The 20,577-nt window shown below is 73.5% G+C and carries 9 protein-coding genes; 3 read left to right on the forward strand and 6 right to left on the reverse strand.

The genetic code is table 11. The annotated features are described in order from the left end of the window. The first annotated feature begins 17 nt into the window (after positions 1 to 17). Genes ACZ7CF_RS07425 through ACZ7CF_RS07435 form a run of 3 tightly spaced genes read left to right on the forward strand, consistent with a single transcriptional unit; the run spans position 18 to position 6,357 of the window. Entirely contained in the window at positions 18 to 4,757 is a 4,740-nt protein-coding gene (locus ACZ7CF_RS07425) for an amino acid adenylation domain-containing protein (protein ID WP_470369145.1), read from the forward strand. Next, positions 4,754 to 5,017, forward strand: coding sequence for a phosphopantetheine-binding protein (locus ACZ7CF_RS07430; protein ID WP_360383744.1), 264 nt, complete (start codon positions 4,754 to 4,756; stop codon positions 5,015 to 5,017). Before ACZ7CF_RS07425 ends, ACZ7CF_RS07430 begins: the two co-directional genes overlap by 4 nt. Then, on the forward strand, positions 5,014 to 6,357 hold the full coding sequence (locus ACZ7CF_RS07435; protein ID WP_470369146.1) for an NAD(P)/FAD-dependent oxidoreductase: 1,344 nt from the start codon (positions 5,014 to 5,016) through the stop codon (positions 6,355 to 6,357). The genes ACZ7CF_RS07430 and ACZ7CF_RS07435 overlap by 4 nt, the downstream gene beginning before the upstream one ends. Before the next feature lie 130 nt (positions 6,358 to 6,487). Here the strand turns inward: ACZ7CF_RS07435 and ACZ7CF_RS07440 are convergent, their stop codons facing one another. The 6 genes from ACZ7CF_RS07440 to ACZ7CF_RS07465 form a co-directional block, all read right to left on the reverse strand. Then, on the reverse strand, positions 6,488 to 11,323 hold the full coding sequence (locus tag ACZ7CF_RS07440) for a type I polyketide synthase (RefSeq protein ID WP_470369147.1): 4,836 nt from the start codon (positions 11,321 to 11,323) through the stop codon (positions 6,488 to 6,490). Between the two features lie 83 nt (positions 11,324 to 11,406). Continuing rightward, positions 11,407 to 12,453 (reverse strand): ketoacyl-ACP synthase III family protein, encoded by a 1,047-nt coding sequence (locus ACZ7CF_RS07445; RefSeq protein ID WP_360383737.1) that lies wholly within the window; start codon positions 12,451 to 12,453, stop codon positions 11,407 to 11,409. An 11-nt stretch (positions 12,454 to 12,464) separates the two neighbouring features. Next, entirely contained in the window at positions 12,465 to 17,732 is a 5,268-nt protein-coding gene (locus ACZ7CF_RS07450; protein WP_470369148.1) for an amino acid adenylation domain-containing protein, read from the reverse strand. A gap of 9 nt (positions 17,733 to 17,741) precedes the next feature. Then, the gene (gene sbnB, locus ACZ7CF_RS07455) at positions 17,742 to 18,737 is read right to left on the reverse strand and encodes a 2,3-diaminopropionate biosynthesis protein SbnB (protein WP_458432388.1); all 996 of its coding nucleotides are present in this window, start codon (positions 18,735 to 18,737) and stop codon (positions 17,742 to 17,744) included. A 13-nt stretch (positions 18,738 to 18,750) separates the two neighbouring features. Then, positions 18,751 to 20,067, reverse strand: a complete 1,317-nt coding sequence (locus tag ACZ7CF_RS07460) for a cation:proton antiporter (protein WP_360383731.1) — start codon at positions 20,065 to 20,067, stop codon at positions 18,751 to 18,753. 15 nt (positions 20,068 to 20,082) lie between these two features. Next, entirely contained in the window at positions 20,083 to 20,577 is a 495-nt protein-coding gene (locus tag ACZ7CF_RS07465) for a flavin reductase family protein (protein ID WP_360383729.1), read from the reverse strand.

The following is a 20,577-nucleotide window of genomic DNA, read 5'->3' on the forward strand; positions in this document are numbered from 1 at the left end:
ACACAGTGGAGAGACGAATGAACAGCGTGCCCCACGCATGGATCGCGCGGCGGGCGGCCGGCGAACCGGACGCGGTAGCGCTCGTCGAAGGCACCCGCCGGATCACCTACCGCGCGCTGGACCGGTCGGCCAACCAGCTCGCGAACCTGTTGCGCGCCAACGGTGTCCGGCCCGGTGACCTCGTCGCCGTGCGGCTGCCCCGAGGCGTGCGCCTCGTCGTCGCGCTGCTCGCGGTGTGGAAGGCGGGCGCGGCTTACACGCCGCTGGACCCCGCCCACCCGGCCGAGCGGAACGCGGCGGTGCTCGCGGCCGCGCAGCCCCGCCTGGTCGTCTCGGACGCGGCAGCGGACGTCGTGCTCGACCCCGACCTGACCGTGCTGCACGACCAGGACCCGGCCGCACCGGACGTGCCCCTCAGCGGCGACCACCCGGCGTACGTGCTCCACACCTCCGGTTCCACCGGCACCCCGAAGGGCGTGGTCGTCACGCTCGCCGGCATCGGCAACCAGCTGCGGTGGCTGACCCGCACCCACGGTCTCGCGGCCGGGGACCGGGTGCTGCAGAAGACCGCGCTCACGTTCGACGCGGCGGGCTGGGAGGTCTGGGCGCCGCTGATCAGCGGCGCGACCGTCGTGCTGGCACCGCCCGGAGCTGAACGGGACCCTGCCGCCATCGTGCGCGCGGTCGCCGACCACGGGATCACGGTGCTGCAGGTGGTGCCCTCGATGCTGCGCGCGCTGGTCGAGGAGCCGGGGTGGGACCGCTGCACGACGTTGCGCGTCCTCTCCTCCGGCGGCGAGCAACTGCACGCCGAGCTCGTGCAGCGGTTCCTGCGGGTGGCGGAGAACTGCCCCGTCACCGTCTGGAACACCTACGGGCCGACCGAGGCGGCCATCGACGTGACCGCGCACCGGTTCGACGACCTGCAGCGGTCCGGCCCGGTTCCGATCGGCACACCGATCGACGACATGCGCGTGGAGATCGCGGAGGACGGCGAGCTGCTCATCGGCGGACCCGGCGTCGCCCAGGGATACCTCGCCGACCCCGCGCTGACCGCGGAGCGGTTCGTCCCGGGCTCCGGCGGCACCCGGTGGTACCGCAGCGGCGACCGCGTCCGCCGGCGCGCGGACGGCACCCTGGAGCACCTCGGCCGACTCGACCACCAGGTCAAGGTCAACGGCGTGCGGATCGAGCCCGGCGAGGTCGAAGCCGTCCTCAACGCCCACCCCGACGTGCGCGAGGCCGTCGTCGCGCCCTACACCGCGGCCAGCGGTGCCACCCGGCTCGCTGCCTACGCGCGGCTGGGCTCGGCGGTCGACCTGGCCGCCTACCTCGCCGCCCGGCTGCCCGAGACCCACGTGCCCGCCGCGTTCGTCGAGCTCGACGACTTCCCGCGCACGTCCAGCGGCAAGGTCGACCGCACCGCCCTGCCCGCGCCCGGCACCGCCGTACCCGCCGTGAGCACCGAGGCCGAGGAGCTGGTCGCCGGGGTGTGGCGTGAGCTGCTGGGCGTCGAGCAGGTCGGCGCGCACGACGACTTCTTCCGGCTCGGCGGCTCCTCGCTGCAGCTGACCAGGCTCGGCAACAGGCTGCGCGCGGCCACCGGTGTGGACGTCCCGCTGGCCGCGCTGCTCACCTCCACCACCGTGGCCGCGCAGGCCCGGCTGATCGACCCGCGGCCGGCGTCCGCGGTACCGGTGCGCCCGGTGCCGCGCGACGGCGCGCTGCCGCTGTCGTTCGGCCAGCAGCGGTTGTGGCTGCTCGACCGGATCCACCCCGCCGCACGCGAGTGGGTCTCCGGGCTGTTCCTGCGCACCGACGCCGGTGAAACCGCCGTGCGCACCGCACTGGACGCCCTGATCGCACGGCACGAGTCGCTGCGCACCCGGTTCGTCGTCGAGGACGACGAACCACGCCAGGTCGTCGACCCGCCGCGGCCGGTGGAGCTGCGCGTGCTCGACGTCCCGGCCGACCGGATCGCGGCCGTCCTCGACGAGGACGCCCGGCGCGGCTTCGACCTCGCCACCGGCCCCGTCGTGCGAGCGCTGCTGTTCCCGGCGGCGGGACGGCTCGTCGTGCTGATGCACCACATCGTCTGCGACGGCTGGTCCTCCGCGGTGCTGGAACGGGAGTTCCACGAGGTCCTGGCCGGCCGCACACCGTCCACACCGGACGTCCAGTACGCGGACTACGCGGTGTGGCAACGGGACCGCCTCACCGAGGAGGTCCTCGCCCGCGAGCTGGCGCACTGGGGCGAGGAGCTGGCGGGTGCCACGCCGCTGGCGTTGCGCACCGACCACCCGCGGCCCGCCGCGCGCGACGCCCGTGGCGCGGTCGTCGGCTTCACCGTCCCGGCCGCGGTCTCCCGGCAGCTGGAGGAGCTCGGCAGGCGCAGCGACGCGACCCCGTTCATGGTGCTGCTCACCGCCTACGCCACGCTGCTCGCCCGCTACACCGCCCAGTGGGACGTGGTCGTCGGCAGCCCCGTCGCCGGCCGCGACCGCCCCGAGATCGAGAACGTCGTCGGGTTCTTCCTCAACAGCATCGTGCTGCGCTGCCGCCTGGACGGCGACCTGACCTTCGAACAGGCCCTCGACTCCGTGCGCAACACGTGCAAGCAGGCGTTCGCGCACCAGGAGCTGCCGTTCGAACGGCTCGTCGCCGCACTCGCCCCGGAACGGGACCTGTCCCGCACGCCGCTCTACCAGGTGGCGTTCGACTTCCACGGCGACGAGCTGACCGGCGCACCCTCCGACGACGCCGAGCTGGCCACCCTGCTCGAAGCGTCCCAGGTCGCCAAGACCGACCTCACGCTCTACCTGCGCAAGCAGTCCGACGGCTCGATGACGGGGATGCTGGAGTACGCGACCTCGTTGTTCGACCGGTCGACCGTCGAGCGGATGGCACGGCACTTCGGGCAGCTGCTGGCGTCCGTCACGGGCGACACGCTGCTCGGCACCGCGGACCTGCTGCCCGCGGACGAGCGCCGCGACGTGCTGTCGTGGAGCGGCAACCCGGTCGAGCCGGTCACGTCGTCGGTCCTCGACGGGTTCGAGCGGCAGGCCGCGGCGACCCCCGACGCGACCGCGCTGGTCGTGGCCGGCGCGACCGTCACGTTCCGCGAGCTCGACGCGCACGCCAACCGCCTGGCCCGGCGGCTGAGGGACGTGGGCGTCGGACCGGAGTCGGTCGTCGGCGTGCTGCTGGACCGCGGCGCGGACCTGCCGGCGGCGTTCCTGGCGGTGTGGAAGGCGGGCGGCGCGTACGTGCCGCTCGACCCGGACTTCCCGGCCGACCGCGTCCGGTACGTGCTGGCCGACGCCGACGCCGACGTCCTGATCACCCACCGCGACGGCTTCGACGGCCTGCGGCCCGACGTCCACGACGGCGACGCGAGCCCGCTGCCGCGTTCGACGGACCTGGACGCGCTGGCGTACGTCATCTACACCTCCGGCTCGACCGGGCGGCCCAAGGGCGTGCAGGTGCCGCACCGCGGCCTCGCGAACCACGTCCGCTGGGCGGTCGGCGAGCTCGCCGCAACCGGTGGCGCGCCGGTGTTCTCGTCGGTCGCGTTCGACCTGGTCGTGCCCAACGTGTGGGCGCCGCTGCTGGCCGGGCACCCGACGCACCTGCTGCCCCAGGACCTCGATCTCACCGAGCTCGGCGCGCGGTTGCTGGCCGCGGCACCGTTCGGGTTCCTCAAGCTCACACCCGGCCACCTCGACGTGCTCACCCAGCAGCTGGAGCCCGCGCAGCGCGCAGGGCTCGCCGACGTGGTCGTCGTGGCGGGCGAGGCGCTCCCGCCCCGGCTCGCCGCGCAGTGGGACGGCCTGGTCGACCTGGTCAACGAGTACGGCCCCACCGAGACCTCGGTCGGCACGTGCACCCACCCGGTGCGCTCGCCGCTCGGCGACTCGGTGCCGATCGGGACACCGCTGCCCGGCGTCACGATGCACGTGCTCGACACCCGGTTGGAGCCGGTGCCGGTCGGCGTGGTGGGGGAGCTGTTCGTCGGCGGCGCCGGCGTGGCCCGCGGCTACGCGAACCGGCCGGACCTCACCGCGGAGCGCTTCCTGCCCGATCCCTTCGGTCCGCCAGGAGCGCGGTTCTACCGCACCGGCGACCTCGTGCGGCTGCTGCCCGGCGGCGCCGTCGACTTCGTCGGCCGGCGCGACCAGCAGGTGAAGATCCGCGGCTACCGGGTGGAGCTGGGCGAGGTCACCGCGGTGCTCACCGAGCACCCCGGCGTGCGCGACGCGGTCGTGGTCGCCGGGGACGGCGTGCTGACCGCGTACTACGTGCCGGTGGCCGGTGACGTGGAGCTCGGCGGGTGGTGCGCCGGGAAGCTGCCCGCCTACATGGTGCCCGCGACGTTCACCTCGCTCCCGGCGTTCCCCCTGAACGCCAACGGAAAGCTCGACCGCGCCGCACTGCCCGCTCCCGGCCCCGCCGCCGAGACCCTGGTCGCACCGCGCGGTGTCGTCGAGGAACGGGTTGCCGAGGTGTTCACCGCGCTGCTCGGCGTCCCCGTCGGCGCGCACAGCCACTTCTTCTCGATCGGCGGCAACTCGATCCTCGCGATCCGGCTGATCGCGACGATCCAGTCCGAGTTCGAGGTGACCGTGCCGATGCGCGCGGTCTTCGAAGGCGGCACGGTCGCCGACCTCGCCGCCGTGGTCGAGGAGCAGGTGCGGGCCGAGCTCGACCGGATGTCCGACGAAGAACTGGCCCTGCTCGACGAGAGTGAGAACCGATGACCGAGGAAGAATACGTCTCCGCACTGCTCGCCTTCGTGCGACGGGAGTTCCTGTCGGACTCCGACGACGTGGAGCTGACGGCGGCCACGCCGCTGATCGAGTCGGGCGTCCTCGACTCGCTGCGCATCGCCGTGCTGATGGCGTTCATCCGCGACGAGTTCGCCGTCCAGGTGCCGCTGACCAAGATCGACGCGCGGCACTTCGCGGACATCAGCACCATCGCCGCGATGCTGCACGAGGAGCAGGGGGTGCGCGCATGAGCACCGACTACGACGTCGCGATCATCGGCGGCGGCCCGGCCGGCTCGACGATGGCGTCCTACCTGGCCAGGGCCGGTCTGAACGTGGTCGTGTTCGAGGGCGAGACCTTCCCGCGCGAACACGTCGGCGAGTCCCTGGTCCCCGCCACCACACCGGTGCTGGCCGAGATCGGCGCGCTGGAGAAGGTCGACGAGGCCGGGTTCCCGAAGAAGTACGGCGCCTCCTGGACGTCCGCGGAGTCGCGCGACATCCCGAAGATGGGCTACAGCGGCCTGAGCCACGGCTGGACCGCGGACATCCAGTTCGTGGAGCGCAACCAGCCCGGTGTGGACCGCGACTACACCTTCCACGTCGACCGCGGCCGCTTCGACGCGATCCTGCTCAAGCACGCCCAGGAGCAGGGCGCCACGGTCTTCAACGGCGTCCGCGTGCGCGACGTCGACTTCTCCTCCCCGTCGGAGGTGCGCCTGACCTGCCGCGTCGGCCCGCGCGACGTCCCGTTCACCGCGCGCATGGTGGTCGACGCCTCCGGCCGCTCGACGCTGCTGGGCAAGCAGCTCAAGGTGAAGGTCAGCGACCCGGTGTTCGACCAGTACGCGGTGCACACCTGGTTCGAGGGCCTCGACCGCGGTGCGCTGGCGGGGGACGCGTCGCAGGTGGACCACATCTTCGTGCACTTCCTGCCCATCAAGGACACCTGGGTGTGGCAGATCCCGATCACCGACACCATCACGTCCATCGGCGTGGTGACCCAGAAGAAGCGCTTCCGCGAGAGCTCCGGCGACCGCGAGGAGTTCTTCTGGGACTTCGTGGGAAGCCGCCCCGAGCTGGCCGACGCGCTGAAGAACTCGCAGCGGCTGCGCCCGTTCAAGGTCGAGGGCGACTACAGCTACGCGATGGAGAAGATCTGCGGCGACCGGTTCGTGCTGATCGGTGACGCGGCCCGGTTCGTCGACCCGATCTTCTCCAGCGGTGTGAGCGTGGCGCTCAACAGCGCGCGGATCGCGGCCCAGGACATCATCGCCGCGCACGCCGCCGGCTCGTACGAGAAGGAGCGCTTCGGCACCTATGAGTCGAAGCTGCGGCGGGCGGTGAAGTACTGGTACGAGTTCATCTCCATCTACTACCGGCTCAACGTGCTGTTCACCGCGTTCGTGCAGGACCACCGGTACCGCGTGGACGTGCTCAAGATGTTGCAGGGCGACGTGTACGACGGCGAGGAACCCAAGGCGCTCAAGGCGATGAAGGAGGTGGTCGCCGCCGTCGAGGCGAACCCCGACCACCTCTGGCACCCGTACCTGGGCACGCTCAAGGCACCCACCTCGGCACCCAGCTTCTGACGGTTCGACCCCAGCGGGCCGGCTCCTCCGGGAGCCGGCCCGCTGTCGTGTGCGCCGATGGCTTTCGGCGCGCCGAAAGGGGGTGTCCGGACTGTGCTCCGGACACCCCCTTGCTGTTCCGTCCTACGGGCTAGCTGGCTCCGAGGTGCTCTGCCAGGTGGTCGGCGATCGCGGTGACACTGGGCTGGTGCCACAGCAGCGTGGACGGCAGCTTGTGGCCGAACCGCTTCTCCAGCCGCTTGCGCACGACGATCGTCATCACCGAGTCGAGCCCCTGCTCCACCAACGACCTGCGCACGTCGAGCGAGGCCGCCGGCAGCCGCATCTCGCCGGCGATCTGCGCCCCGATCACCTCGATGAGCCGGGCCTGGAGCTGGTCGGAGCCGAGCCCCTGGAAGTCGTCCGGCGCGGTGTCCTCGGCGGCGACGGCCTCGACGGTGGCGAGCTCGCTGAGCAGCGGAGGCCGGTCGGCGTCGGCCGCGGCGACCACCCGCAGGACCGGGTAGTGGCCGGGGCCCCGCGCCGCCGCGTGGTCCCACGCGCGGAACGCCTCGGCGGCGGAGATGTCGCCCACGCCGCGTGCGGCGAGCTGGCGGTCGACGGAGGCGTTGACCGCCATGCCCTGGCCGCGCCACGACGTCCAGCCCAGGCTGGTGACGTCGGGTCGGTGGGCGGCCAGCGCGTCGAGGAACGCGTTGGCCGCACCGTACGTCGCCTGGCCGGGGAGGCCGAGCAGCTGGCCGCACGACGAGAACAGGACGAAGAAGTCGAGGCTCCCCACCGGGAACGCCTGGTGCAGGTTCCACGCACCGGTGACCTTCGGGGCCAGCACCGCCCGCATCGAGGCGAGGTCGACGTCGGCGGCCATGCGGTTGTCCAGCACACCCGCGGCGTGCACGATCCCGCTGATCGGCGGCAGGTCCAGCTCCCGCAACGACGTCACGGCCGCGGGATCGGTGATGTCCAGCGCGACGCAGTGGACGGTCACGCCGGCGCTCTCGAGCCCGCGGATCGCCTCGACCTGGCGCTGGTCGGGGTGCGCTGCCCAGTCCCGGCGCGCGGGGAACGGGGTGCGGCCCACGAGCACGAGCCGCCGCGCGCCGCGCTCGGCCAGCCACCGGGCGACCTCCAGACCCAGCACGCCCAGACCGCCGGTGACCAGGTACGTGCCGTCCGGGCGGCACGTCAGCGGGGTGTGGGAGGGTTCCCGGGTGGTCGGCAGCAGCGTGGCCGTCTCGACCCCAGACCGCAGCGAGATGACGTCCGCTGCCGGCGCCGAGCCGATCACCTCGTGCAGCCGCGCGGTGGAGCCGTCGGCGGGCAGGTCGACGACGCCGCCCCACAGCTCCTCGTACTCGCTCGCGAGCACCCGGCCCAGCCCCCACAGCACGGACTGCGCGAGTGCCTGCGGTGTCGCGCTTTCCCGCACCCCGGTCGTGACGCACCACAACCGCGGCGGGCTGTCCATCGTGGACAGCCGGTGGGCCTCCTCCAGCAGCTTCCAGGCGATGGCGGCCGGCTCCCCGTCGCTCGGGGCGAAGAACAGCTCGTCCGTGACGCCGGGCACCACCTCGCGGGAGGGGCCGAGCTCCAGGGGTCGCCAGCCGATCTCGTGCACCAGGTCCGCCGGGGCGGCCTGCTCGGTCATGCCGCCGTACCGCAGACCGGTCAGCTGCGCCCGCACGGTCCCACCGCTGTCGGCGACGAGGACGTCGACGGTGTCGGCCGACGTGACGGACACCTGGACGTCCACCGCGGCCGTCGGCGTGCCGGAGACCTGGACGGAGCCGATCCCGGCGACCATCCGCAGCTCGGCGGGACCGGGGAACGCGGCGGGGGCGATGGACAGCGCGGCGTCGAGCACCGCCGGCCACGAGCCGTCGGCCAGCACGCGTGCGCGCAGGACGGTGTCGGTGCGCAGCAACTCCTCGACGGTCCACTCGAACGCCATGTCCGGGACGCCCACCGAACGCAGGTGGGCGCGGACGTGGCCGGGCGGCAGCGGTGCGGAGCCCCTGGGCAGCTTCGGCAGCCGGGCCGGGAGACCGGCGACCGGGCCGAGTGCGGCGGTGCAGTGGGTGAGCCAGCTGTCCGAGGCCTTCGCGGCGATCCGCAGGCCGTTGCCGTCGCGCACGACCTGGATCTCACCGCCGCGCACCGGCAGCCGCAGGTCGACGTCGCGGACCGCCGTCACGCCCGCTGCCAGGAAGAAGGTGTTGACCAGCACCGCGGCCGGGACGATCTCGGTGCCGTGGATGGTGTGGCTGCCGGGGTACGGGCGGTTGGCGTCGTCGAGCGCGGTGCGCCACAGCGTCAGGTCCGGGCGGCCCGCCACCGGCACGGGGGCACCGAGCAGGGCGTGGTCGGCCGGGTCGTGCTGCTGCGGTGCGCCGCTGACCGAGGACTCGTGCCAGTGCGGCGTGTGCTGCCAGGCGCGCACGGGCAGGTCGGCGAGGTCGCCGGCGGGGTGCAGGCGGTCCCAGTCGACGTCGACACCGGCGCAGAACGCGGCACCGACCGCCGTGAGCACCGAGACCTGCTCGGGCTTGTTGCGCCGCAACGTGATCCCGACGAACGCCTCCTCGTCGCCGAGCGTCTCGGTCAGCGAGTGCGCGACGACCGGGTGGGCCGAGACCTCGACGAACCGCCGGTAGCCGTCCTCGATCGCGGCATGGGTCGCGTCCAGCAGGCGCACCGGGTTGCGCAGGTTCGCGGCCCAGTAGTCGCCGTGCAGCAGCCCGGTCGACCGCGGGTCGGGCAGAGCGGTGGAGTACATGGGGATCTGCGGTTCGCGGGGCTCCAGGTCGCTCGCGGCTGCGGCGAGGTCGGCGGTGAGCGCGTCCATCTGCGGGCTGTGGAACGCCACGTCGGAGGCGACCCGCCGGACCTGGACGTCGTCCCACTCGGTGATGAGGGCGTCGATCGCGGCGGGCGAGCCGGAGACCACGGACGAGGACGGCGAGGCGGAGATGCCGGCGACGACGTCCGTGCGGCCACCGAGGCGCTCACCCGCCTCCTCGAACGACAGCGACGTCATCGCCATCGCACCCTGCCCGGCGACGCGGCGCAGCAGCGCGGAACGGCGGCAGCTCAGCCGGGCACCGTCCTGCGGGGTCAGCGCGCCGCAGGCGACCGCGGCCGCGATCTCGCCGACCGAGTGGCCGATCACCGCGTCCGGTGTGACGCCGTACGACCGCCACACCGCGGACAGACCCACCTGGACCACGAAGATCATCGTCTGGATGCGGTCGATCGTGTCGAAGTCGCCGTCGCGCAGCACCTGGGTGGGGGAGAAGCCGATCTCCTCCAGGAAGACCGGTTCCAGCTCGGCGACGGCCGCGGCGAACTCCGGTGAGCTGTCGAGCAGTTCCCTGCCCATGCCCGGCCACTGCGCGCCGTGCCCGGAGAACACCCACACCAGCCCGGTGCCGGGGTTCGACGGGACCGGGTTCGGCAGTCGTTCACCGGCCGCGACCTCGCGCAGGCCCTCGGCCAGCTCCTCGGCGGTCTGGGCGACCACGGTGGCGCGGTGCTGGAGGTGTGACCGGCGGTGGGCGAGCGTGTGGCCGGCCGCGGTGAGGTCGCCGTGCCCGGCGAGCCGGTCGGCGAAGGCACGCAGGGCGTCCTGGGAGGCGGCGGACACGGGGAACAGCCGGGGCGCGTCGTCCGGTGCGGCCACCGCCGCACGCACGGGTGCCTCCTCCAGCACGACGTGCCCGATGGTGCCGCCGTACCCGAACCCGGAGACCCCGGCGCGGCGCACCCGGTCCCCGCGCCGCCACGGCGTGCGGGTGGTGTTGACCAGCAGTCCGGACGTGGCCCAGTCGATCGCCGGGTTGGGGGTGGCGCAGTTGAGGCTCGGCGGCAGCTCGCCGTGGTGCAGGGTGAGCGAGGCCTTGATGAGGCTCGCGATCCCGGCGCCCGCCTCCAGGTGCCCGATGTTGGGCTTGACCGACCCGATCCGCACCGGCTCGGTCCGCCCGGCCCCGTAGACGGCCGCCAGCGCGCCGGCCTCCAGCGGGTCGCCGAGCCGGGTGCCGGTGCCGTGCGCCTCGACGTAGTCCACGGAGGACGGTTCGACGCCCGCGCGGGAGCAGGCCTCTCGCAGCAGCGCCTCCTGCGCGGAACCGGACGGCGCCATGATGCCGTTGGTGCGCCCGTCCTGGTGCACGGCCGACCCGCGGATCACCGACAGGACCCGGTCGCCGTCGCGCAGCGCGTCGTCGAGCAGCTTGAGCACGAGGACGCCGCCGCCCTCGCCGCGCCCGTAACCGTTGGCGTCGGCGGAGAACGGCTTGCACCGGCCGTCGGGCGAGGTCGCCCCGGCGGCGTCGAGGGTGAGCGTCAGCCCCGGCCCGATGATCAGGTTCACACCGCCGACCAGCGCGATGCCGCACTCCCCGTCGGCCAGCGCCCTGCTCGCCAGGTGCGTCGCGACCAGCGACGCCGAGCACGCGGTGTCGACGGCGAGGCTCGGCCCGTGCAGGTCGAGCGCGTAGGAGATGCGGTTGGCCGCCGCGCACAGCGCGCTGCCGATGCCGGTCCACGCCTCGATCGAGGGCAGGTCCTCCAGCATCCGGCGGCCGTAGTCGTCGGACCCGATGCCGACGAACACGCCGGTGTCACCGCCCGCGAGCGACCGCGGCGGGATGCCGGCGTGCTCCAGCGCCTCCCACGCCACCTCCAGCAGCAGGCGCTGCTGCGGGTCCATCAGCTCGGCCTCGCGCGGGGTGAGCCCGAAGAAGCCGGAGTCGAACCCGGAGACGTCGTCCAGGAAGCCGCCGGGAACGGCGGCGCGGCGCAGCTCCGCGGGGAACGAGCCGTCGTAGGCGCGCCACCGGCCCTCCGGCAGGTCGCCGACACCGTCCCGGCCGGAGACCAGCATGTCCCAGAACGCGGCCGGGCCATCGGCGCCGCCCGCGAACCTGCAGCCGACGCCGATCACGGCCACCGGTGGTGTGCTCATGACTTTCCTCGCATTCTCGATCCCGACGGCGGAGGGCGTGACCGCGGGACCGAGCCGCCGGTCACGGCCCACCGGTGGTGTGCTCACGGTTGTTCCGGCGAGTCCAGCCAGGGGGCGGGGTGGTCGATGCCGACCACCGCGGCGGACAGCGTCACGCCGGGACCGACCCCGAGCATCAGCAGGTGGTCGCCCGGTCCGAGCTCGCCCGCGGACAGCAGGTGGTCGAGCGACACGACCTGGTCGCTCGCGCCGAGGTGGCCGACCGTGCGGCCGAACTCCCAGGTGGAGCGGGACATGCCGAGCCCGAGCGCGGCCATGCACCGCTGCTCGACGATCTCCCGCGAGTAGTTCATGTACGCCACGCGCGTGACGTCGCCGAGACCGATGCCGGCCTCGTCGAGCACGCGCTCCACGACGGACAGCGTCTGCTGGTGGATGCGGATCAGCGCGCCGGTGCCCTCCCCCGAGGAGACCATCCGGCTCTTGTACGCGGCGTTGCGCGCCACGAAGTCGAGCGGTGCGCCGACCGTCGGTCCCGGCGGGAACAGCGGCTCGTCGCCCCGGTGCATCTGCTCCGCCTCGGGCACGGCCACCGAGGCGACCGCGAGGAGCCGGGCGAAACCCGGTTCCCGTGACAGGATCACGGCCGACGCCGCGTCACCCGCGACGTAGCCGGGGCCCATCCGCCACCGGTCCATCATCGGGGTGCCGAAGTTGTCCGACGCCACCAGCAAGGCGTTCCCGCGGCCGGCCAGCACGTGCGCCGCACCCAGCTCCAGCGCGCCGAACATCCCGTTGCACCCCATGCGCACCTCGACCGCGAGCACGTCACCGCCGAGCAGGTGCCGTTGCAGGTGGTATTGCGGCTGCCAGCCGTCCGGGCCCTGGTGCCACGAGTCGGCGTACAGCAGCACACCGACGTCGTGCGGGTCGTGGCCGGTGCGCTTGAACGCGTCCTGCGCCGCGAGCAGGGCCATCTCCGGCGCGGGCACCTCACCCGCCACGGCGGCGCCGGCGAGCTGGTGCAGGTCCACCTCCTCCGCGGGGTAGAGCCCCTGCGCGACGGCCGACTCGATGCCGACCACCGGCGGCAGGTGGACGCCGATTCCCTTGATGTACACGTCGCGCACGGGGTGTCCCCTCAGTCGGCGAAGGTGCCGAGCACGTGGACCAGGCGGTCGAGCAACCGCCGTGCCTCGGCCGGGCGGAACAGGTCGGGCCGGTAGCCGAGCCGCAGGTGCAGCCGTTCACCGGGCACCGCGGCGAGCCGCAGCGGGTAGTGGGTCTCGTCCTCGACCTCGAACCCGGTCAGCCGCAGCTCCTCCGGCAGCGCGTCCGCCCACTCGGCGCGGTCGAAGGAGTAGTTGACGAACATGATCGCCGTGTCGAACAGGTCGCGGCCGATGTCGGCCAGCCCCAGGTGGTGGTGCGGGATCAGGGCCGCCTGCTCGGCCTGCAGCCGGGTCAGCAGGTCGGGGCCCAGCCGCACGCGCACGGGGACCGTGTTGGTCAGCAGCCCGACCATCCGCTCGATGCCCGGCAGGTGCGGCGGCCGGCCCGACACCGAGCAGCCGAACGCCACGTCGTCGCGCCCGGTCACCTGGCCCAGCACGGTCGCCCACGCCGCCTGCACCACCGTGTTCAGCGTGACACCGGGGATGCGGGCGAGCGCGGCCGTCGTCGTGGCGTCGAGGTCGGTCCTGACCTGTTCCTGCCGTTCGCGGGCAGGCGGTGCGCCGGGTGCCACGAGCGTCGGCGCGGAGAAGCCCTCCAGCGCCGCGACCCAGGCCCGGCGCGACTCGTCGAGGTCCTGGCCGGCCAGCCACCGCAGGTAGTCGGAGTAGGGCGGGCCGGGACGGGGTTCGGTGTCGTGCGCGTACCGCTCGAACAGCTCGCGCACGATCAGCCCGGTCGACCAGCCGTCCCACAGCACGTGGTGGGCGGTCAGCAGCAGCCGGTGGTGGTGCTCGCCGAAGCGCAGCACGTGGAACCGGACCAGCGGCGGGCGGGTGAGGTCGAACCCCTCGGCGCGCTCCCGGGCCGCGATCCGGTCGGCGTCGCCGGCCGTGCACGCGGTCTCGCGCCACGGCAGCGTGACGTCCGAGCACACGATCTGGACGTCGTCGCGGAAGGCCGCCCGCAGGTTCGGGTGCCGCCGCAGCAACGCCGTGGCCGCCGCCCGCATCCGTGCGGCGTCGAACGGGCCCTCCAGGTCGAACCGCAGCTGCGAGACGTAGGAGTCCGCGTGCTGCCCGGACACCGCGTGCAGGAACACGAACCCCGCCTGCAGCGGCGACACCGGCAGCACGTCGGTCACGTCCGGGTGCGCGGCGGTGATCGCGTCGAGCTCGGCCCGGGTGAGGCCGGTGAGCGGCACGTCCGCCGGCGTCAGCGCAGCCCGGCCCCGCAACGCGGCCAGGTCGCCGAGCGCGGCACGCCACTGGTCGGCGAACTCGTGCACGTCCGCCTCCGAGAACGCGGACTCGCGCCACGCCAGCTGTGCGCGCAGCACGCCACCGACGGAGAACGTGGTGCACGCCAGGGCGTGTCCCGGATCGGGGGTGCAGGTGAACGACTCGACCGGCAGCTCGCCGAGGTCGCGGAACGCGATCCGCGGGTGCGCGTCGGCACCGCCGCCCCGCCGCTGTTCCTTGACCTGCCGCAACGCCTTCTCCGCCGGCGCCCACGCGCAGTGCACGGGCACCCGGGCGGCGATCCGCCCGACCGGCCCGGTGGAGCGCGGTGCCTCGGCGAGGCACGGTTCGGTCACCGCCTGGGTGAGCCCTGCAAGCACGATGTCGGCCCGGTCCACCCGGTACCGCTCGGCCAGCGAGTCCCAGTCGGCGTCGGGCAGCGTGATCTCCACCGTCCGCACGGGACCCGCGTCCACCGGCCCGCCCGGCGTGCCCGACACGTGGTCGCGCAACGGGACGGCGGCGGGCAGCGCGGCCCCGGACCACAGCGCGTCCAGGTCGGACAGCAAGGTCCGCCACGACTCGCCGTCGGCGAGCAGGTGGTGCAGCACCAGCAGCAACCGACCGGGGTGCGCGGGACCGGAGTCGAACCACACCGCCTGGACGACCCGTCCGTCGGCTGGGGAGAGGCGCTCGGCGGCCGCCGCCCGTTCGGCGTCCACGACCTCCGGCTCGGGGTCACCGACGAGCAGCACGCGGCTCAGGCAGTCGGCAGCGGCGTCGGCGACCTCCCACGTCCCGTCCGCCAGCACGCGCATCCGCAGCGCCTCGTGGTGCGCGACGAGGGTGTCGACGACCGAGGTCACCGCCTTCAGCCGGGTGCCGAGCGGCACCGGCACGACCACCGACTGGTGCAGGCCGTCCAACCGGGTGCCCAGCCGCGCGAGCTCGGGGGTCGGAGGGAACGGGCCGGTGCCCGCCGCGGTCAGGACGTCCCTGGCCACCCGCGCGAGCCGGGCCGGCGTCGGGTGCTGGAACACCTCCCGCGCGGTGAACTCCAGTCCCGCCGCGGCCGCGTTCGCCACCAGCGGGAACACCATGATGCTGTCGCCGCCGTGGTCGAAGAACGAGTCCTGCGGACCCACGCGGGCCACCCCGAGCGCCTGCGCGAACAGCCCGCACAGCAGGGCCTCCCGCCCGTCCTCGGGGGTGGCGTCGTCGGTCGAGGAGAAGTCCGGCGCGACCAGGAGCCTGCGGTCCACCTTGCCGTTCGGGGTGACCGGCAGCTCGTCCAGCAGCACCACGGCGGCCGGCACCATGAAGTCCGGCACCAGGCGCGCGGCGTGCTCGCGCAGCTCCTCCGCGGTGACCGCACCGTCCGGCACCACGTACGCGACGAGCCGTTTGCGCCCCTCGTCCAGCCGCACCACGGCGACCGCGGACCGGACCGCGCGATGACCGAGCAGCACGGCCTCCAGCTCGCCGAGCTCGACCCGGAACCCGCGAATCTTGACCTGGTCGTCGGCGCGGACGCGGTACTCCAGGTTGCCGTCCGGCCGCCACCGCACCAGGTCGCCGGTGCGGTACATCCGCGCACCCGGCGGCCCGAACGGGCACGGCACGAACCGCTCGGCCGTCAACGCGGCCCGGCGCAGGTACCCGCGCGCCAGCCCGTCCCCGGCGAGGTACAGCTCGCCCTCGACACCGGGCAGCGCGGGTTCCAGCCGCGAGTCCAGCACGTACACCCGCGTGTTCGCGACGGGCTTGCCGATCGGCGCCCCGTCCCCCGGGGTGAGCGGGCAGGTCGTGCTGGCCACCGCGGCCTCGGTGACGCCGTAGACGTTCACCATCCGCCGGCCCGACGCCCACCGCCGCACCACGTCCTGGTCGGGCGGCTCCCCGCCGGTGATCAGCAACCGCAGGTCGGGCAGCCCGTCGGACGGCAGCTGCGCGAGCATGACCGGCGGGATGGTGGCGTGCGTGACCCGCTCCGACCGCAGCAGCCCGGCGAGGTCCTGCCCGTCCGGTGCGAGCACCAGGCAGCCCCCCGACACGAGCGTCGGCCAGATGTCGCCCACGGCCACGTCGAAGCTGGGCGAGACGAACTGGAGCACCCGGCTGCGTTCGGTCACGCCGAAGCGTTCGGCGTGGTCCAGCACGAAGTTGCGCATCGCGTCGTGCGGTACGACGACACCCTTCGGGGCACCGGTCGATCCCGACGTGTAGACGACGTAGGCCGCGTGCTCGCCACGAGGGGCGGGCGGGGTCGCCGTGGAGGGACCGCTGAACCCGGGATCGTCGAACGCGGCGTCGTCGATGACCACCGCCGGCCGGAGGTCGCCGAGCAGGTACGCGACGCGTTCGGCCGGGTACTCGGGGTCGACCGGCACGTACGCGGCACCGGCCCGCAGCACCCCGAGCATCGCCACGACCAGCTCGGGTGAGCGGCGCAGCGCGATCGCCACGAGGTCCTCGGCGCCGATCCCGCGTGCGACCAGTCCGGCGGCGAGCGCCGACGCGCGTGCGCCCAGCTCGCCGTAGGTGAGGGTGCGGTCGCCGAACCGCACGGCCGGTGCGCCGGGGGTGCGGGCGGCCTGGCGGGCCACGAGCTCGGGCACGGTCTCGCCCGGCAGGTCGCGCGCGGTGGCGTTGCGGTCGACGAGCAGGTCGCGTCGTTCCACGTCGGACAGCAGCGACACGGCACCGACCGGCCGCGCCGGGTCCGCGGTCACCGCACGGAGGAACGCGGACAGCCGGTCGCGATGGGCCAGGAACCCGGACAGGCTGTGGTGCTGCGGGTTCGCCTCGAACACGAGCGACATCTGGCCGCCCACCTGACCGCGCACGCCCAGCGAGAGGTCCACGATCGGGCCCGACGCCAGGTTGTGCGTCGTGGCCGTCGCGGCACCGAACCGCAGCGTGCGGTCGTACGGCATGAAGTTGACCATCGGTCCGATGAACGCCTGCTCGCTGCCATCGAGCCCGAGGTCGCGGCGCAGGTCCTCCGCGCGGTAGCGCTCGTGCCGCAGCGCCGCGCGCACGACCTCGGCCATGCGGGGCACCAGGTCCGTGAGGCTCTCGGCCGCGGAGACGTCCATCCGCAGCGCGACGGAGTTCGTCGCCATGCCGGGCGCACGCCGCGACACCGTGCTGCGCCGTCCCGCGACCGGCATGCCGATGACCACGTCCCTGCGGTCGGTGACGCGGTGCACGTAGGCCGCGACCGCGGCGAGCACGACCACCTGCCACGTCGACCCCGTCGCCGCGGCGGCCTGCTGCAACGCCGAGACGTGCGCGGGTGCCAGCTCCGCGACCCGGCTGAGCCGCAGCGGCAGCGACGCGGGATCGACGCCGGGCGGCACGTCGCCGAGCACTCGCATCTGCGCGGGCTGGTCGCCGAACCGCTTCATCCAGTACTCGCGGTCCTGCTCGAACTGCGCCGAGGCCCGGTAGGCCAGGTCCTCGGTGAGGATGTGCTCGAACGACGTGCAGGGCGTCCCGCCGTCCACATCGGACACCAGCGACGTGTAGAGCTCCGCGAGCCGGGTGCCGATCAGCTGCACCCCGTACCCGTCGACGACCGCGTGGTGCATGCGGTAGTAGAAGAGGAAGCGCGAGTCGGACACCTTGAACAGCGCGAACGCCGAGATCGGCGGCACGGCCAGGTCGACCGCACCGGTCGTGTCCGCACGCATCCACCGCAGCGCGTCGCCCTCGGGATCGGCGTGGCCGGTGTGGTCGAAGAACGGCAGCGGCGCGTCGCCGCCGGGTGCGACGAACTGCCAGAGCTCGCCGTCGGCCCGGTCGAGCGCGGTGATCCGCAGCGCGTCGGCCTCGGCGCGCAGCCGGTTCCACGCCGCGGTGAACACGCCGACGTCCAGCTGACCGTCCACGGCCAGGTACTCGGCGCAGTTGAACAGCTGCCCGGTCGGGTCCAGCTGGTGCGCGAACCACACACCCCGTTGTGCCGCCGACAGCGGCAGTCGCTCGGTCATGCCTCCCCCTCAGCCGTGGCGCTTCAGCTCGTCGAAGAACCCGTCCACGACGAGCCCGCCCGCGTGCTCGTGGACGTGCACCGCCACCGCGAGGTCCAGCACCCCCAGCCCGAAGGGCGAGAACACCACCGGCCGGTCCGCCGGCACGTCGATCTCGCCCGCCAGCAGCGCGCGCATGTCGCCCGCCATGAAGGAGCGGTCCCCGGTGCGCTGCTCGGTCAGGTGCGGTGAGGTGTTCGCCTTCATGCAGTGCTCGACGTCGTCGGCGACGTTGCAGGACGCGAGGACCACCTCGGGCGACAGGTCCCGCAGCGACAGGTGCAGCACCAGCGGGTTGTGCGCGAACCACGCCGGGTCGTGCACGTGCGGTTCGCCGGCCACCGTCGCGAACACGACGAGGTCCGACGAGCGGATGAGGTCCTCGGACCGGTCGTGCACCACGACCGGTCCGGACCGGCGCAGGTAGGCGGCGAACCCGTCGGCGTGCTCGGGGGACAGGTCGTGCACACCGGCCTCGTCGAACGCGAACCCGTTGGCCAGCAGGTAGGTGTGCACGTACCGCGCGATCAGCCCCGCGCCGACGAAACCCACGCGGGTGGGCCGGACACCGCGCGCGGCGCTGAGCCGCACGGCCGCGAGGGCGGCGGACGCGGCGGTGCGGGCGGCGCTGATGACCGACGCCTCCACGCAGGCGAACGGGTACCCGGTCTCGGCGTCGTTGAGGATCAGCACCGCGGAGGCGCGCGGAAGTCCGCCCGCGACGTTCTCCGGGAAGCTGGAGATCCACTTGATGCCGTGCACCGCGCCCAGCGACGCGGGCAGCGCGATGATCCGCGCTGACGGCCGGTCGGGGAAGCGCAGGAAGTACGAGTCCGGGTTCACCGTCCGGCCGTCGCCGTGCAGCCGGTACGCGGCCTCGACCACGTCGGTGACCTGTTTCTCGGCACCGGTCAGGACCTTGCGGACCTGCGCGCCGGAGATGACGGTGAAGGGGGGAGGCAGCACGGGGTGTCCTTCCTCAGGCGGGGTCGGCGGCGGGTTGCTGCCGCGACGGGGGCTCGTACTCGCTCAACCGCAGCCGCTCGCTCGCGGTCACCTCGATGCGGGCGGCCGCGGCACGCAGGATCGGCGGGCTCATCAGCGACGTGACGATCGCGATCAGCACGACGATCGTGTACATCTCGGTGCTGAGCACGCCCAGCCGCAGCCCGACCATCGCGACCACGACCTCGACGACACCGCGCGCGTTCATGCCGGCGCCGATCCCCAGCGCCTCCCAGCGGTTGAGGCCGCTCAGCCACGCGCCGAGGAACGCGCCGGCGAACTTGCCGAGGACCGCGATCAGCAGCAGGACCACGGCGGCGACGAGCACGGACGGCTGGACGAGGGCGGTGAGGTCCATGCGCAGCCCGGCCATCGCGAAGAAGACCGGCGCGAGGAACGTCATGACGACCGTCCGGAGCGGGAGCAGCTTCTCCAGCACGTCGCCGCCCGCGTTGCGGATAAGCATGCCGCCGACGAGCGCGCCGAGCACCGCTTCGAGGCCGAGGAGGTGGCTGGCGGCGCTCATCGTCAGCAGGACCACGACCGCGGCACCGATCGTGGCGCCGTCGCTCACCCGCCGCATCACCGCGCGCACGACCGGCCTGCCGACGACGACCGAGACCACGACGAACAGCACGAGGAACCCGACGGACCGCGCGACCGTGCCCGCGTGCAGGCCGGTCGTGGCCATCGCGGTGACCAGCGACAGGCCGAGCCAGCCGACCATGTCGTCGACTGTGCCGGAGATGAGGATCAGCTGGCCCACGTTGCGGTGCAACAGCTTCAGGTCGATCAGGGTCTTGGCGATCACCGGGATCGCGCTGACGCACATGGCGATGCCGAGGAACAACGCGAACACCGCGCGCTGGTCACCGGAGCCGGCCAGCAGCGCCGACGGCACCAGGAACCCCGCGCCGACGCCGAGGCCCAGCGGGATCACCAGACCGGGGATGCTGATCTTCGCCGCGGTGCTGCCGCGCTTGCGGATGAGCTTGAGGTCGAGCGACACCCCGGTCACGCCGACCAGCAGCAGCACCCCGATCTGCCCGAACGCGTCGAGCACGTGGAACTGCTCCGCCTGGTGCGGGAACAGCCACTCCGCCCAGCCGGGCGCCACCGCGCCGAGCAGCGACGGGCCGAGCAGGATGCCCGTGAGCAGCTCGCCGACGATCGCGGGCATCCCGAACCGCATCGCGAGCCTGCCCGTCAGCAGCGCCAGCAGGAGCAGCACCGCGACCTGGACCAGGAACAGGAACAGGGAGTGGCCGCCGAAGGGCGGTACCGGGGTCATGTCAGGTGGCTCCAGTCAGCTGAACTTGCCGTCGAGGAAGATGAGCGGCGCGCGTTCCTCGCTGACCACGCGGCTCTCGACCACCGAGCCGATGATCAGGTCGTGGTCGCCGACCGGGTGCGTGTGCGCGAACTCGCAGACGAAGTAGGCGACACAGCCCGGCACGACCGGCGCGGGCACGCTGCCCAGCGTGCGCAGCACGAGGTGCTCGGGAGCACCGGCGCGGCCGCGGCTCGCGTAGTGCCGCGCGTACTCCTCCTGGCCGGCGTCGAGGACGCTGATGCCGAAGTAGCGGGCGCGTTCGGCGAGCAGGCGCATCCGGCCACCCGTCGTGACCGACACGCCCACGAGGGCCGGCTGCAGCGACAGCGTGACGAACGAGTTGGCGGTCAGCGCGTGGTCACGACCCTCGTCGCTCACCGCCACCACCGTCACGCCGGTGGCGAACCGGCGGGCGGCGCGGCGCAGCGACTCGGCCTGGTGCTCGTGGTGGAGCTGGGTGCTCGACAC

The organism is Lentzea sp. NPDC036955 (assembly GCF_055608005.1).